Raw genomic sequence first — 13,818 nt, forward strand, 5'->3', positions numbered from 1 at the left:
TGTTCCTCCCTCAGAGACCTTGCGCCGCGCGCCAGACTTTTTCCGGCGTTGCGGGCATGTCGATTTCCTTGCCAAGAGCATTGGTGATGGCGTTCATCAATGCCGCAGGGGCAGAGATGGCACCGGCTTCACCGCAACCTTTGACACCAAGTGGATTGGTGGTGCAGGGGGTATTGATGGTCTGGACCCGGAAGGTCGGCAGATCATCGGCCCGAGGCATGCAGTAATCCATGTAGGAACCGGTCAGGAGCTGACCACTTTCCTTGTCGTAGACACAGTTTTCCAGCAAGGCCTGCCCGATGCCCTGGGCAATGCCGCCGTGAACCTGCCCTTCAACAATCATCGGATTGATAACGTTGCCGAAGTCATCAACCGCAACCCAGTCGAGGATTTCAGTCGTTCCGGTGTCCGGGTCGATTTCAACCTCGGCAATATGGGTCCCCGCAGGGAAGGTAAAGTTCAGCGGATCATAGAAGGCTGTCTCGTCCATGCCGGGCTCGACATCCGCCGGGTAGTTGTGCGGGACGTAGGCCGAGAAGGCAATTTCAGCCATGGTCATCTGCTTGTCGGTCCCGGCGACTTTGAAGATCCCTCCGGCGTGTTCGATATCCTCGACTGAAGCTTCCAAAGTATGGGCGGCGATCTTCTTGCTTTTCTCGACGATCTTGTCGATTGCCTTCATGATCGCCGAACCCCCGACCGCGAGGGAACGGGAGCCGTAGGTGCCCATGCCGAAAGGAACCTTGCCAGTATCACCGTGGGATATTTCGACCTGATCAATCGGAACGCCCAGCTGGTCAGAGATAATTTGGGCAAAGGTGGTCTCATGCCCCTGTCCATGAGAGTGGCTGCCGGTAAAGACAGTCACACTTCCGGTCGGGTTGAAACGCACCTGGGCTGATTCCCAGAGGCCGACACCGGCCCCGAGAGAACCTACCGCGGCGGACGGTGCGATACCACAGGCTTCGATAAAGGCCGAGAAGCCGATACCACGCAGTTTGCCTTTGGCCTGTGACTGGGCTTTGCGTGAGACAAAGCCGTTGTAGTCAATGGCCTCAAGTGCCTTGTCCATAGCCAGGGCATAGTTGCCGCTGTCATAGGTCATGATCACAGGGGTTTCATAAGGATAGGCGTCGGGTGCGATGAAGTTGCGTTTGCGGATCTCTGCGGGATCAATACCCATTTCCCTTGCGCCGATCTCGATCATCCGTTCCACAACATAGGTTGCTTCCGGGCGTCCGGCACCGCGATAGGCATCAACCGGGGCTGTATTGGTAAAGCCTGCCTGAACCTCGCAATAGATTGCCGGAATGGTGTATTGCCCGCTTAGAAGTGTGCCATAGAGATAGGTTGGCACGGCTGAGGCAAAGGTCGAGAGATAACAACCGACGTTTGCTTTGGTAGAAACCTTGAGTCCGAGGATTTTTCCATTGGCATCAAACGCCATCTCGGCAAAGGTCTCATGATCGCGACCATGGGCATCACTGAGGAAAGATTCAGAACGCTCTGCGGTCCATTTAACAGGGCGGTTGAGTTTTTTTGTCGCCCAGGCGCAGACGGTTTCTTCGGAATAAATGAAGATTTTAGAGCCGAAACCACCCCCTACATCCGGTGCGATGACCCGGAGTTTATGTTCAGGGGCTACCCCGTTGAAGGCCGAGAGAACCAGACGGTGAACATGCGGGTTCTGGCTGGTGGTATAAAGGGTAATCTCGTCGGTTCCTGAATCGTAATCGCCCAGAGCTGCCCGGGGTTCCATGGCGTTGGGGATCAGACGGTTGTTGCGCAGCTTCATGCGTGTGACATGGTGCGCTGATCCGATTGCAGCGTCCGTCTTGCCGCGGTCACCCAGTTCCCAGTCAAAAGAAAGGTTGCCGGGAACATCATCATGAATCTGTGGGGCGCCCGCTGCAAGGGCATCGCCGACTTCGATAACATGGTCGAGTTCTTCGTACTCTATTTCAACCAGTTCGGCTGCGTCACGGGCCTGTTGCAGGGTCTCGGCAACAACGAGCGCGACCTGATGCCCGACATAGCGCACCCGGCCTATCGCAAGTGCGGGATGGGCCGGGGCCTTGTGCGGCGTGCCGTCCTTGGAGGTGATGCCCCAGCCGCAGATCAGCGGGCCGATTCCGTCAGCCTGCATATCCGGTCCGGTCAGAACAGCAACAACTCCAGGAGCTTTCAGGGCCGCAGTTGAATCGAGACTGGTGATCTTCGCATGGGCGTGCGGAGAACGGATGAAGTAACCATAGGTCTGTCCGGGGCGGGAAATATCATCGAGATACCGACCCTTGCCGATGATAAAGCGTTTGTCTTCCTTGCGTTTGACGGAAGCACCAATACCTGTTTGTGTTCCCATGATCAGCCCTCCATTTCCTGTGCAGCCGCTTTGACAGACTTGACGATGTTCTGGTAACCGGTGCAGCGGCAGATGTTGCCTTCCAGCCCCTTGCGGATGGTCGCATCATCCGGCTTTCCGTGTTTCTTGACCAGATCAACGGCACTCATGATCATGCCCGTGGTGCAGAAGCCACACTGCAGGCCATGATTTTCCTGGAAGGCCTTCTGCATTGGGTGAAGATCGTTGCCCTTGGCTAGGCCCTCGATGGTCGTGACCTCTGCACCATCAGCCTGCAGGGCAAGCATGGTACAGGATTTGGCGCTTTCGCCGTTGATATGAATAACACAGGCGCCGCACTGGCTGGTATCGCAGCCGACGTGGGTGCCGGTCAACCTGAGGTTTTCGCGAAGAAAGGAGACAAGCAGTGTATTGGGCGCAATATCGGCCGTCACCTGCTTGCCATTTACTGTCATGGACACCGTTGGCATCGGTTTCTCTCCTGTTCGTAATCTCGTAGCCAGGCATTTGCTGCTTTGTGGTCTACGTGCCCGAAGGGGCGAAGGTATCGGCCCGTTTTCGGGGAGATACCGGAAGTAATATGTTGTGCACGGCCAGGGCTGGTCAGGTCAGCTGGTAAACAACCACAACAATCAGGACTGCGGCTGCAATCCAGTAAAAGGGTGTATAACCAGCTCTGTCTTTGGTCGCGGAGCTCTGTCTGTCTGCCTGCCCGTTGGCTGAAGTGTCAGAATCACTGTCGGTCAGGGGCTGTGTCTGATTTTCAAGATCGTTGTTCTCGCCGACAATCTCTGTAAATTTGGCAAAAAAATCATCGGCCATTTTTTTTGCAGCGGCATCCACAAGGCGTGAGCCGATCTGGGCGAGTTTGCCTCCGACCTTGGCGTTCACACTGTAAGTTAGAAGGGTTTGCCCATCCTGTTGTTCAAGGGTAACTCTGGCCTGTCCCTTGCCAAAACCTGCGGCACCTCCCTTGCCCTCACCTGTGAGAGTGTAGCCATTGGGTGGGTCAAGATCGGAAAGCGTCACTTGTCCCTTGAATTTGGCTTTTACCGGGCCAACCTTTGCAGTCAGGCTGGCCTGGAGTTCTGTGTCGGATGTTTTCTCAACGCTGTCACAGCCGGGTATGGATCGCTGAAGAATTTCAGGATCGTTAAGAGCCCCCCAGACCTTGTCCTGGGAAGCAGGGATCAGCTGTTGCCCTTCCATTTCCATTGTATTGTGCCTGCCTGTTTGATCTGGTTCCGGGTTTTCCCGAAATTTCTTAATTGGAGTTTTCGGTTCTGATACAGATTTATAAAAATCAGCGTATACAGGAGTATGATCCGATGTCATCTCTGGCTTTAACACTGTTAACAGTTGGCTTCCGATAGTGTCGCGAAATTGCGACAGTTGATCGGGTAAAGAATACAGCCTGTATCAGGCGTCCAGCTTGAGCCGCTTGATCTTGCGGTGGAGTGTCGCCCGGTTGATCCCCAAAGCCCGTGCAGCAGCGGTAACATTGCCCCCGGAGCGTGCCAGGGCATTCTGGATTGTTCGCCGTCCCACAAGCTGATAATCCCGGGCTTCATCGACCTCAAGCCCATAGAGCGTTGAAAGAGGAAGGGGGCGTGCCAGGTCCTTGTCACGCAGACCATAAAGCGTCCGGGCACTCCGTGTTGCGCCGATGACGAGATCGTCCTGGTCTACAGCAATAAGGGCCGGGCTTTGTCGATTGATTGGAACAGTATTTATATCGTTCTTCGGGGTCGCGAGAAGAATGCGGGAAACAGAAAAGTTGTGGCGGAAATATTCAGTTTCGATGCTGCGGGCGGCATCAATAACGGCAAGAGAAATCAGTCGGGAAAAATTCTCCGTGAGATCCGCCCGGGAGGACGAGACGTCAATAATGGCAAGAAGTTTCCCGGTTTGATCAAATACAGGTGCGGCCGTACAGGACAACAGGACATTCTTGCTGTGAAAGTGCTGGTCTTTATGGATTGTCAGAGCCCGCTCTTCGGCAATACAGGTGCCAATGCCATTGGTACCTTCGCTCAACTCGCTCCAGATTGCTCCAGTTCCCAGGCCCCACTTGTCAAAAGTGGTTTGATCAGCCGCCGCGTCGCGCCGATCCAGAAGAATACCGTTGGCATCAGACAGCAATACGCAACAGCCCATGCCACCAACAGCAAGATAAAGACGATCAAGCATGTCAGAGGCGATGCGAATAAGGGGGCCCACACGCTCGCGGGCTTGCTGGAGTTCGGGATCCGATAGTCTTTCCGGAGAACGGGACTGTTCCGGGTCGAGCCTGTGCAGCATCATGGAGCGCTGCCAGGATGCGATAAAGAAGTGCTGTGCTGCTTTGTTGCCCGCAATCGCGTTTTCAATACGCTCCGCATGGCTCGGCGCGGATTTCAAGCGTTTCTCCCCTGTGTATTTTATTTCCCGTATTTTTATTCCCCGGTAACGCTCTGTTTTGTTTTGGTTAATTCAATCGTTCGGGGTTTTTCGCATTATAATAGCAAAGATTGCCCGGCCTTCAAATCAGTTTTACGGCAGGCACATCTTGCAGAAAAGTAGTGCGTTGGAATAGCGGAGAAATTTAGATGGATTGTTTTGCATAAGAAGGGAACCATCAGTGGTTGTGATATCGGGTGGGTGCGTGTTGGCGGGGGCTGGTCGAATTTTTCAGGAGAATGTGCTATGTTTGTTTGACCGTTGCCATATGCGAGGAACTTGTGATGGAAAAAAATCATCGCCTATTTGCTCAATTCAGAACCGCCCAGGATGCAGCCCGGCCTGAAGGAAATCATGGATATTTTTTCTTTCGCCGTGAAATGCTGGAGCGTCAGAAGCGCAGTTATAAAGATCCGCTGAAGCTCTTTCGGATAATACGCACGAAGCAGGATCAGGACCGTCCGGCGGGTGCAACAGATATGTTTATGCGCCGCGAGTAACATTAAACGCGGCGACCATAAAAAAAGACCAACCGGGGGAAGCCGGTTGGTCAAGGCGGGTGCGGATACTCAGGGGGGGAAGGTTCTCTCTAAAGCGTGAGGCCCGGACCCTTGCATCGGGGTAAGATGCTCTTGAATGAAATCTGTTCTCGCGCAGAGGGTGTTTTTCGGCGGCGGTGCAACAGTTTCAAATTTCTATTTATCTCCTGTTACCAGTCTGAGAGGACAGTCATGTTTGATTTAGGTCCTGAAATTCAATCACTGGAGTCTTTAATTATTATTCTTTCAATTTATGATTGTTTATTGTGAATGTCAATCCACGGTAGATTTCTTCTGGAAAAATCTGTTTGGATCGGGGGAAGAAGATTATGTGTGGGGGACGAGTCACAACAGGTGGCGCAATAAAAAAAGAGAACCGTTAAATGTTCTCTTTTTTTATTGCTAAGGAGACAAGAGAAAGTGTCAGCAGGTGGGGTCTGAACGATGCCCACTGGAGTCTCTCAGGAATCCTTTGATCTGTACTCAGGAATCAGGCTGTTCTTGTCAGTGCAAGGACGTAGCGTGTTTTCATGCCGACAAAAGGTGAGGTCAGCAAATGGAACAGCTTTGTTACGAGCTTGTGGGCTTCTGCTGAGCGCAAGCGGCGTGCTGCAAGGATGTGCTGTTCCATATCAGCAGCAGAAAAATCAAAAGCAGCATTATTCAGATTCTGGTATTTCATTGGCTTGATCCTTTCAGATGGTTAGCCGTTGTCTTCAATATGCGCCTTTTCTGCAGAATGATAATATCTCTTGTTGGAGAAGGATTGTTTCGTATATTTTGATAATGCTATGGATGTAATCAGTGATATGACCGTTTTTGTTGAGGTGGTGGAAGCGGGCGGCATGACAGCTGCCGGGCGCAACCTCAACCTTTCAGCTGCTGTAGTCAGCAAGAGAATTGCCAATCTGGAAGAGCGACTTGATGTTCGTCTGCTCAACAGGACGACGCGCCGTTTGAGCCTGACGGATGAGGGGGCGGGGTATTTTGCCCGCTGCAAGGTTATTCTCGAAGACATTGCCGATGCCGAGGCTGCCCTTTCCGGAGTTACCGGGCACGTCAAAGGGACGCTGAGGATAACGGCCCCGGCATCTTTTGGACGAAAGCATATTTCCAGCCTTTTGCCTGAATTTCTGAAGCTACACCCTGGAGTTGCGATTCAAATTAGTCTGAGTGACCAGATTGTTGATATGGTTCACCATGGATTTGACCTTGCCATCCGGACCGGAGAACTACAGGACAGCAGCCTTATTGCCCGGAAACTCAGTCCGGCCCGGCGGGTTGTCTGTGCCTCGCCCGACTATCTGGCACAAGCAGGTATTCCCGGACACCCAAAAGATCTGGAAAAACATAACTGTCTGGTCTTGGGATATCCCGGTGGCGTGCACGATCACTGGCACTTCAAGAGTGTCGAGGGAGAGATTTCTGTCAAGGTTCGGGGAACACTTGAGACCAATAACGGGGAAATTCTCCGGGATGCGGCCAAGGAAGGTATCGGAATTGCGATCAAATCAACCTGGGACATTGCCGAAGAACTGAAGGCGGGGCTGCTGATACCAATTCTGACAAATTATGAACTGCCAAGCGCGGCAGTCTACGTACTCTATCCAAACCGTCAGCATTTGCCGGCCAAGAGCCGTGCTTTTATCGATTTTCTCGAAAGCAAGTTTGGTAGCGAACCCTATTGGGATGAGGGGATTTCTCTGGGATAGGCGAGAGGTGTTGTAGCCGTGTACTCTCTGTTTATGGGACTACGGAGCGGGCTCGAGGCGGTAGAGTCCACCCTTGTTTTCATCAGTAATCAGATAGATCAATCCATCGGGGCCCTGGCTTATATCCCTGATCCGGCCAATTCTGTGGGGGATCAATTGCTCCTCTTCACTGACACGCCCTTCGGGGGTGTAGCGCTGGCGTACCAGCATCTTGAATTTCAGGGCAGCTGTAAAAAGATCGCCCTGCCAGTTGGGAAAAGCGGCCCCGTTGTAGAAGGTGATACCGGCAGGGGCAATGGAGGGTGTCCATTGATGCTGAGGCTGTTGCATGTCGGGCTGCTCTGTATCGCCAATTGAACCGCCTGAGTATTCTTCGCCATAGGTAATGATCGGCCAGCCATAGTTGGCACCGGCAATGAGCCGGTTAATTTCATCTCCGCCCTTCGGACCATGTTCACTCAGCCAGAGCTCATCTGTATCAGGATCAAGGGCAAGCCCTTGCGGATTTCGGTGGCCGTAGGAGAAAATTTCAGCAAGAGCGTCCTTGGTATTCACAAAGGGATTGTCCGGAGGAGCGTTACCCTCGCCTGTCAGTCGCAGGACCTTTCCGGCATGAAGGTCCAGCCGCTGGGCGCTGTCACGGTTTCCTCTGTCGCCAATGGTCACAAACAGATAACCCTTGCGATCAAATAGCAAGCGGGAGCCGTAGTGGTGACTGGCGCTGGAATCCGTTTTGGCAATAAAGACTGTCTGCAGATCCTGCAGCCGGTTTTGTTCCAGTCTTCCTCTGGCAACCGCGGTGGTAGAACCAGACGCAAGGCTGTGGCTGTAGGTGAAGTAAATCCAGTGGTTGGTAGAAAAATCAGGGTGCAGGGTGACGTCAAGAAGTCCGCCCTGTCCGCGAACATGAAGATCAGGCAAAGCCGGCAGGGAAATCTTTTCCAGATGTCCTGCTCTGTAGAGGAAAAACTGCCCGCCGCGTTCTGTAATCAAGAGACTCTGATCCGGCAGGAAAACCATGCCCCAGGGATTTTTCAGCCCCTGTGTCAGGCGAACAAGCCTGAAGTCTTCCTGCTCGCTGTTGAGCGTTGCCATAACGCCTCCTGTATTTGGGAGGTTCTCGGCGGCGTGACTGTTCCCAAGGCTACCCAGAACAATGCTCAAGGTCAAAGAGGTGACGACGAAAGTATGGGATAGACGCCTGGTCAAATAGGAGGAAGCCAGTTTCTTTTGTTGAATAAAAGGCATTGGGGGCTCCTGAAAAACCGGATCGGGCAGGTGGTTGGGAACAAGAATAGAGCAAATCTGGGTAATTCCGAAGCTTTGCCCGAACAGATTTTCGTGAAGATAAATTTTTTTGGAATATTTAGCAGTTTTATTAAATTGTTGGCTCTCCTCAGGCGGCTTAAACCGGAAAGAGATCAGAAAGACTGTGTATGTTCTGCGCTAACCGTGACTTAACCCAAGAGATCAGTGGAGAGACTCATGACCCGGAAAAATGACAATACTGTCGATGGCCCGCAAAACCAAACGATTGCCGGTCGTGCTCTGGGTGTCTTCACCGCGGGAATATCCAACGGAGAATTCGGCTTTCCTCCAGAAACATTGATGATGCTCGAGCGGGGCAAGGGAGCAAAACTCTGGGACAGTGCCGGTCGGGAATATCTGGATTTTTCCATTGGATGGGGATCTTGCCTCGTCGGGCATGCCAGAGAAGAAGTTGTTGAGGCCGTAAGAAAACAGGCTGGATCAGGATCGAACTTTTCCTATCTCAATCGCCATGCGCTGGAGCTGGGAGAAGAGATCCAGCGCTTATCCCCTGGGGTTGAGCGCCTGCGGTTTTGTGCGTCGGGTACCGAGGCGACCATGTACTGTCAGCGTCTGGCCCGAGCCTTTACAGGCAAACCCAAAATTCTCAAGTTTGAAGGGGCTTATCACGGGGCCAATGAAGCAGGTGTGACATCACTTTTTCCGCAGCTGAACTTGCCTTATCCGACACCGGAGCTGACATCGGCAGGAACGCCGATGGCCCGCGAAAATCTTTTGGTCGCCCCCTATAATGATCTCGAGACAACCCGTCAGATTATTGCCAGCAACCGTGACGATTTGGCCGCTGTGTTGATGGAGCCACTCCAGCGCTGCACGCCCCCTTTCCCGGGGTTTCTTGAGGGCGTCCGTCAGCTTTGTGATGAATACGCCATTCCGCTGATCTTTGATGAGGTGGTCACGGGTTTTCGTCTTGCCTATGGCGGCGCACAGGAAAAATACGGTGTTGTTCCTGATCTGGTTGCTTATGGAAAAGCACTGGGCGGGGGGTATCCCATCGGGGCCTTCGGGGGGCGTGCTGATATTATGGATCACGTCAATGAGCACTATATCGGTCAGGAGAACTATGTCTGGATGGCCTCTACTCTGGGGGGGAATCCTGTTTCCACAGCGGCAGCGAATGCCGCGCTGTCGGTATACCGGCAGCCAGGAATATATGAAGATCTGTTTGAAAGAGGAAGTTATCTGCGCCAGCAAATGCGGCTGATTATTGATGATCTGGAGGAGACGGCACAGGTAATCGGAGACGGACCTCTGGCACAGATAGTTTTTACCGACCAGCCTGTATTCAATTATCGCTCTACAGCACAGGGAGATAAAAGAAAGGGGCGGGCAATGATGCTGGCCCTGTTCCGCCGGGGTGTTTTTCTCAACCCGATGGGAACAAAACTTTACCTGTCGATTGCACATGACCGGCAGCTTTGTGATGATTTCCTCGATCGTTTTCGCAGCAGCCTGACAGAGGTCAGGGAGTTGCCATTAAAGGACGCGATCTGAAGTCTGTGGCAATAAAGGCTGGAGGCGTCGGGTCAAAGAGACTCGGGCGCTTGCCTGTTTCCGGGATTTTCTTTGTTCTGTCCTTTTTTCAGAGCAGCGTGTCAAATTGGTGATGCTAGTGGTTCGATTCCAACATTTGCATCTGAGCTTGCCGATGAGAGATGCAAATGTTGGAATCGAACCACTAGCGGAAATCTTTTTTATGAGCTTGTAATCAAGGCGATCTCTTCATACCTTCTGCTCAGCCTTAAATTATCTTTAAATCACCATATGATTGTCTTGTTTAAAACCGAGATTTTACGATAATTGTTATCTAATCGTTTGATCGATTGGTGAGGGCGGAGTATCAGGACAGGAATGATCCTGAAAGCCATATCGAGAGCTATTGATGAGAGAGTCTTCGCGCATGCCTGAAATAGGTGATGTTTTTTCAAAAAGGGATGCTTCATATCAGGATTGGGTCGTGACTGAAGTTTACAAATCAGCCATCGACGGACTGATGTATGCCCGTCTGCGCAATAAAAACATTGGTGACAAGTCTGTCAGCGCTGTTGAATTAACGCGTCGGGGATCTGACTGGTTGCGCAAGATGGCAGCTCCGCCAAAGAGCTGATTGTTTCTGCAAGATCTGAATGATTGACGAGAGATAAACCCGCCGCTTTGCTGCGGGTTTTGCTTTTTGTGCACTCTTGTTACCAGGGGCGCTGGGGTCGTTGTGTGTCGATGGGGTGATAAAAATATGTAAAGGCTTCTGCCGCCTTCTGACGGCCTTGATGCGGTCCTTCCACTTCCATAATTTCTGACCATAGTCACCTGATAACCAAGACAACAGAAAGATGTGTTATGGCCATGCTCAAAGCTGTAAAAAAATCGCCAGAAATCGAGAAACTCCCCCAGGTAGGGGAGGTCTATTCAAAACGTACCCGTTTTCTTCAGGACTGGCTGGTGACGGATGTCTACAGATCTCATGTTGACGGTGTGATCTATGCCCGTCTAAGCAATTCACTGATGGGGGAAAAGAACGTCGGGGCGGCGGAATTGCTCCGTCGGGGATCTGACTGGAGCCAAAAGAAAACGGGTTCCGGCACCGAGGATCACCAAGCGCTCCCTTCTCTCCAGGCTGATCTGCTGATGGTTCAGGGCAAATAAGAAGAGCTTGTGCGGATTACCGGAAGAGATTTTTCTGTCTTCGGGCTGGATTCAGCCTGCTTTTCCATCAGCGCGCGGCTGGAGCATGATCGGAAAAAAGTAAACCGCATAAAGTCCAAAGGCCAGAATCCAGAACAGGGCTGAGCAGTGCAGGAGGTGCGTTGTCCAGGTGCCTTCAAGGAGGCTTTGCAGAACCCGGAGGATTGCTGAAAGACTGAGGAAAACCAGTGCAAGGGTAAGAATTCTGGTGCTTGCAAGAGCTCTGCCGGAATGTCCAAGTCCGGCCCTGATCATGACGATGAGAATCATTGAAGCGATAGAGCCCGCCGTAAGGGCATGGAGCGCGCCTTCCCAGAAATAGCCGTACTGCTGGAGTCCAAAAGCCTTGAGCAGCAGGCCGACGGGGAGCCAGAGGTATCCAAGGTGCATACTCCACAAGAGGGGATCATCAAGGGTGCGCCAGCCCTTCCAGCAGGCAAGGCGTGCAAAATGCAAAAGGGAGAGGATCAGGCAGTAGAGAGCAAAGATCTCAGGGGCGTTCCCGGAGAGCCAGAGATCTCCCGGGACCATCAAAACAGTTCCGGCAATACAGAGCAGGGTCAGGGGCGGAGGTGTTGTGATGGCAACAATCTCGCCCTTTTTCTGTAAGGCATTGCGGGTAAAGGCGGGGACGATCCTGCCGCCGATGATGGTGATCAGGACCAGCAGAATGGAAATGGCAGCCTCAAGCGTGGCGCGCGGGCTGAGCGATATAAATTCCAGCTCTGCAAGATAAAACAGCAAGTTACACCCAGCCAGAAGCAGGAACACAAAGGGGAGCACAAGGTTGCGCAGGTTGCCCGATTTATAAAGTGTGCGTGCTGTCAGACCAGCCAGGACCGGAAGAAAAAGCAGATCAAGGATCACGACAGCTTCCAAAGGCAATAGAGGGCCGGACCAGAGGGCGATCCGCCCCAGCAACCAGAGACTATATAAACCGGCAAGGGGTGCGCCGGATAATGGAGCTGTTCCGGTCCAGTTCGGCATGGCTGTGAGGATAAAGCCCGCCACAGCAGCCGTTCCCAGACCGAAAATCATTTCGTGGCCATGGATCAGGGAGACCGGGATCGGGGAGGTGATCTCAAGCAAGTCTGTGAGGTTCAGTATCCAGAGCAGCAAAGCGAGCAGGGCATAAAGGGCTGCCGAGAGGAAAAAGGGTCTGAAACCTGCTCTCCAGAGTGGCGTGGCCGAGCTTTGCATGACTGTATCCATTTGATTGCCTGCACAACAGTAAGAAGTATTTTAAATGCCTTTAATAGATTTCGATCTGATCATGGGGCAGCAAAAAGCACAAGAGCGACGGGCTGCGACGAATTGTTCCTGTGTTTCGTTCCGGGAAATAGCTGGAGGATCTGGACAGGATGACCGGCAGGAATGGTGTCTCAGACGGCCTGAGAATAAGCCCGCTCCCTTTGGCCATGATATTCGTCGAATACGGCGCAGACCGTCCGGACCAGCGCCCGGGCATCGTCAGTGACCGAGATCAGGGAGCCATCCAGTGTGACAATCCCATCGCTGGCAAGATCCTGTAACTGGCCAAATTCATAACGGAACAGATCAGGGGAACAGCTGTATTGCTCACACAGAAGGGCCAGATCAACCCGGTGATAACACATGAGCTGTTCAATGATTGCGGCGCGCAATTTGTCCTGCCCCTGGAAAGGGATCGATTTGAGAACGGCAAAATTGCCTTTGTTGATCGTGCTTTTATAGGTAGTGATCGGCACCTGGTTCTGGACAAAACCGGCAGGAAGGCATCCGATGGATGAAGCACCAAATCCGATCATCGCTTCTGCCTTGTCGGTGGTATAGCCCTGAAAGTTACGGCGCAGGGTGCCATTGGCAAAGGCAATGGCCATTGGATCATCCGATTTGGCAAAGTGATCAAGGCCAATACGGACAAAGCCATAGGAACCAAGCAGTTCTGCCGCGGCTTCCTGCTGTTCAAAACGTTCGTTGAAGTCAGGTAAAACTTCTTCGGGGATCAGGCGTTGATGCGGTTTCAGGGCGGGGATATGGGCATAACCAAACAGGGCAATACGCTCCGGGGCCATCTCCATGACCTGCCGAACAGTTTCAAGCACCGACTCCACGGTCTGGTAGGGCAGACCGTACATCAGATCCATATTGATGCCGTGGACGCCAGCCTGATGCAGCCAGGAGGCGACCTGTGCGGTTTGCTCAATACTCTGGATGCGGTTGATGGCCTGCTGTACCTTGGGCTGAATATCCTGCACGCCAAGACTGGCCCGATTGATTCCACCTTCCGCCCAGGCGTTGATTGCCTCCTGAGACATATCCCGGGGGTCGATCTCCACCGCAAGTTCGGCATCAGCTGTAAAGCTGAAGGCTTCCCGCAGGGTTCCGAAGAGGGCGCGAACATCTTCAGGAATGAGAATGGTCGGGCTGCCACCGCCAAAATGAAGATGGCTGACCGGGCGTCCCGGTCCCATAACATCGGCAGTCATCAAGATTTCTTTTTGCAAGACAGCCAGATATTCCCGGATAGGCTTGTATTTCTGGGTTATCTTGGTGTGGCAGCCACAGAACCAGCAAAGGCTGTCGCAGTAGGGAATATGGGCATACAGAGACAACGGCATCTCTTCGGGAACGGCGGAAAGCCACTCCCGATAGCTGTCCTCGCTCAGGCCGGGCTGGAAGAGGTGTGCCGTCGGATAGCTCGTATAGCGAGGTACCCCGCGGTCATATTTCTGTATGGTTTCTGTTTTCATGCAAACAGAAATATCCGAGCTGT

At 52.7% G+C, this 13,818-nt stretch carries 13 protein-coding genes; 5 read left to right on the top strand and 8 right to left on the bottom strand.

Going from position 1 to position 13,818, the window contains the following annotated elements; all coding sequences use genetic code 11:
• Positions 1 to 10: 10 nt before the first annotated feature.
• The 4 genes from B152_RS0101935 to B152_RS0101950 all read right to left on the bottom strand — a co-directional run bounded on the left by B152_RS0101935 (position 11) and on the right by B152_RS0101950 (position 4,762).
• The gene (locus B152_RS0101935) at positions 11 to 2,362 is read right to left on the bottom strand and encodes a xanthine dehydrogenase family protein molybdopterin-binding subunit (protein WP_020590690.1); all 2,352 of its coding nucleotides are present in this window, start codon (positions 2,360 to 2,362) and stop codon (positions 11 to 13) included.
• A 2-nt stretch (positions 2,363 to 2,364) separates the two neighbouring features.
• The gene (locus tag B152_RS0101940; RefSeq protein ID WP_020590691.1) at positions 2,365 to 2,832 is read right to left on the bottom strand and encodes a (2Fe-2S)-binding protein; all 468 of its coding nucleotides are present in this window, start codon (positions 2,830 to 2,832) and stop codon (positions 2,365 to 2,367) included.
• Positions 2,833 to 2,965: 133 nt separating this feature from the next.
• Complete coding sequence (locus B152_RS0101945; protein ID WP_020590692.1) at positions 2,966 to 3,577, bottom strand: SRPBCC family protein; 612 nt, start codon at positions 3,575 to 3,577, stop codon at positions 2,966 to 2,968.
• Positions 3,578 to 3,781: 204 nt separating this feature from the next.
• Positions 3,782 to 4,762 (bottom strand): helix-turn-helix domain-containing protein, encoded by a 981-nt coding sequence (locus B152_RS0101950; protein ID WP_020590693.1) that lies wholly within the window; start codon positions 4,760 to 4,762, stop codon positions 3,782 to 3,784.
• A 323-nt stretch (positions 4,763 to 5,085) separates the two neighbouring features.
• Between B152_RS0101950 and B152_RS0101955 the strand changes: the two genes are divergently transcribed.
• Positions 5,086 to 5,301: a hypothetical protein gene (locus B152_RS0101955; protein ID WP_211212091.1), complete on the top strand. Its 216-nt coding sequence runs from the start codon at positions 5,086 to 5,088 to the stop codon at positions 5,299 to 5,301.
• 529 nt (positions 5,302 to 5,830) lie between these two features.
• Here B152_RS0101955 and B152_RS0101960 read toward each other — a convergent pair.
• Entirely contained in the window at positions 5,831 to 6,022 is a 192-nt protein-coding gene (locus B152_RS0101960) for a hypothetical protein (RefSeq protein ID WP_020590695.1), read from the bottom strand.
• 127 nt (positions 6,023 to 6,149) lie between these two features.
• Here B152_RS0101960 and B152_RS0101965 point away from each other — a divergent pair, with 127 nt between their 5' ends.
• Entirely contained in the window at positions 6,150 to 7,052 is a 903-nt protein-coding gene (locus B152_RS0101965) for a LysR family transcriptional regulator (RefSeq protein WP_211212092.1), read from the top strand.
• Positions 7,053 to 7,091: 39 nt separating this feature from the next.
• On the opposite strand, the gene B152_RS0101970 is transcribed toward B152_RS0101965, so the two are convergent.
• Entirely contained in the window at positions 7,092 to 8,300 is a 1,209-nt protein-coding gene (locus tag B152_RS0101970; protein ID WP_020590697.1) for a PQQ-dependent sugar dehydrogenase, read from the bottom strand.
• Between the two features lie 237 nt (positions 8,301 to 8,537).
• On the opposite strand from B152_RS0101970, the gene B152_RS0101980 reads away from it, so the two are divergent.
• The 3 genes from B152_RS0101980 (at position 8,538) to B152_RS0101990 (ending at position 11,024) form a co-directional block, all read left to right on the top strand.
• On the top strand, positions 8,538 to 9,875 hold the full coding sequence (locus B152_RS0101980) for an aspartate aminotransferase family protein (protein WP_020590699.1): 1,338 nt from the start codon (positions 8,538 to 8,540) through the stop codon (positions 9,873 to 9,875).
• A gap of 388 nt (positions 9,876 to 10,263) precedes the next feature.
• The gene (locus B152_RS0101985; protein WP_020590700.1) at positions 10,264 to 10,488 is read left to right on the top strand and encodes a hypothetical protein; all 225 of its coding nucleotides are present in this window, start codon (positions 10,264 to 10,266) and stop codon (positions 10,486 to 10,488) included.
• A gap of 230 nt (positions 10,489 to 10,718) precedes the next feature.
• Positions 10,719 to 11,024 carry a hypothetical protein gene (locus B152_RS0101990; RefSeq protein WP_020590701.1) on the top strand — a complete coding sequence of 102 codons (306 nt, stop codon included), beginning with the start codon at positions 10,719 to 10,721 and terminating at the stop codon, positions 11,022 to 11,024.
• Between the two features lie 51 nt (positions 11,025 to 11,075).
• Here B152_RS0101990 and B152_RS0101995 read toward each other — a convergent pair whose 3' ends face one another.
• Positions 11,076 to 12,275, bottom strand: a complete 1,200-nt coding sequence (locus B152_RS0101995; protein ID WP_020590702.1) for an NnrS family protein — start codon at positions 12,273 to 12,275, stop codon at positions 11,076 to 11,078.
• 170 nt (positions 12,276 to 12,445) lie between these two features.
• Positions 12,446 to 13,795 (bottom strand): oxygen-independent coproporphyrinogen III oxidase, encoded by a 1,350-nt coding sequence (hemN, locus tag B152_RS0102000; protein ID WP_020590703.1) that lies wholly within the window; start codon positions 13,793 to 13,795, stop codon positions 12,446 to 12,448.
• Between the last annotated feature and the right edge of the window lie 23 nt (positions 13,796 to 13,818).

Source organism: Kiloniella laminariae DSM 19542, assembly GCF_000374005.1.
GTDB lineage: Bacteria > Pseudomonadota > Alphaproteobacteria > Kiloniellales > Kiloniellaceae > Kiloniella > Kiloniella laminariae.

Coding starts and splice junctions, on each gene's coding strand:
- B152_RS0101935 (WP_020590690.1), bottom strand. CDS start 2,362: ATGGGAACACAAACAGGTATTGGTGCTTCCGTCAAACGCAAGGAAGAC.
- B152_RS0101940 (WP_020590691.1), bottom strand. CDS start 2,832: ATGCCAACGGTGTCCATGACAGTAAATGGCAAGCAGGTGACGGCCGAT.
- B152_RS0101945 (WP_020590692.1), bottom strand. CDS start 3,577: ATGGAAATGGAAGGGCAACAGCTGATCCCTGCTTCCCAGGACAAGGTC.
- B152_RS0101955 (WP_211212091.1), top strand. CDS start 5,086: ATGGAAAAAAATCATCGCCTATTTGCTCAATTCAGAACCGCCCAGGAT.
- B152_RS0101960 (WP_020590695.1), bottom strand. CDS start 6,022: ATGAAATACCAGAATCTGAATAATGCTGCTTTTGATTTTTCTGCTGCT.
- B152_RS0101965 (WP_211212092.1), top strand. CDS start 6,150: ATGACCGTTTTTGTTGAGGTGGTGGAAGCGGGCGGCATGACAGCTGCC.
- B152_RS0101970 (WP_020590697.1), bottom strand. CDS start 8,300: ATGCCTTTTATTCAACAAAAGAAACTGGCTTCCTCCTATTTGACCAGG.
- B152_RS0101980 (WP_020590699.1), top strand. CDS start 8,538: ATGACCCGGAAAAATGACAATACTGTCGATGGCCCGCAAAACCAAACG.
- B152_RS0101985 (WP_020590700.1), top strand. CDS start 10,264: ATGAGAGAGTCTTCGCGCATGCCTGAAATAGGTGATGTTTTTTCAAAA.
- B152_RS0101990 (WP_020590701.1), top strand. CDS start 10,719: ATGGCCATGCTCAAAGCTGTAAAAAAATCGCCAGAAATCGAGAAACTC.
- B152_RS0101995 (WP_020590702.1), bottom strand. CDS start 12,275: ATGGATACAGTCATGCAAAGCTCGGCCACGCCACTCTGGAGAGCAGGT.
- hemN (WP_020590703.1), bottom strand. CDS start 13,795: ATGAAAACAGAAACCATACAGAAATATGACCGCGGGGTACCTCGCTAT.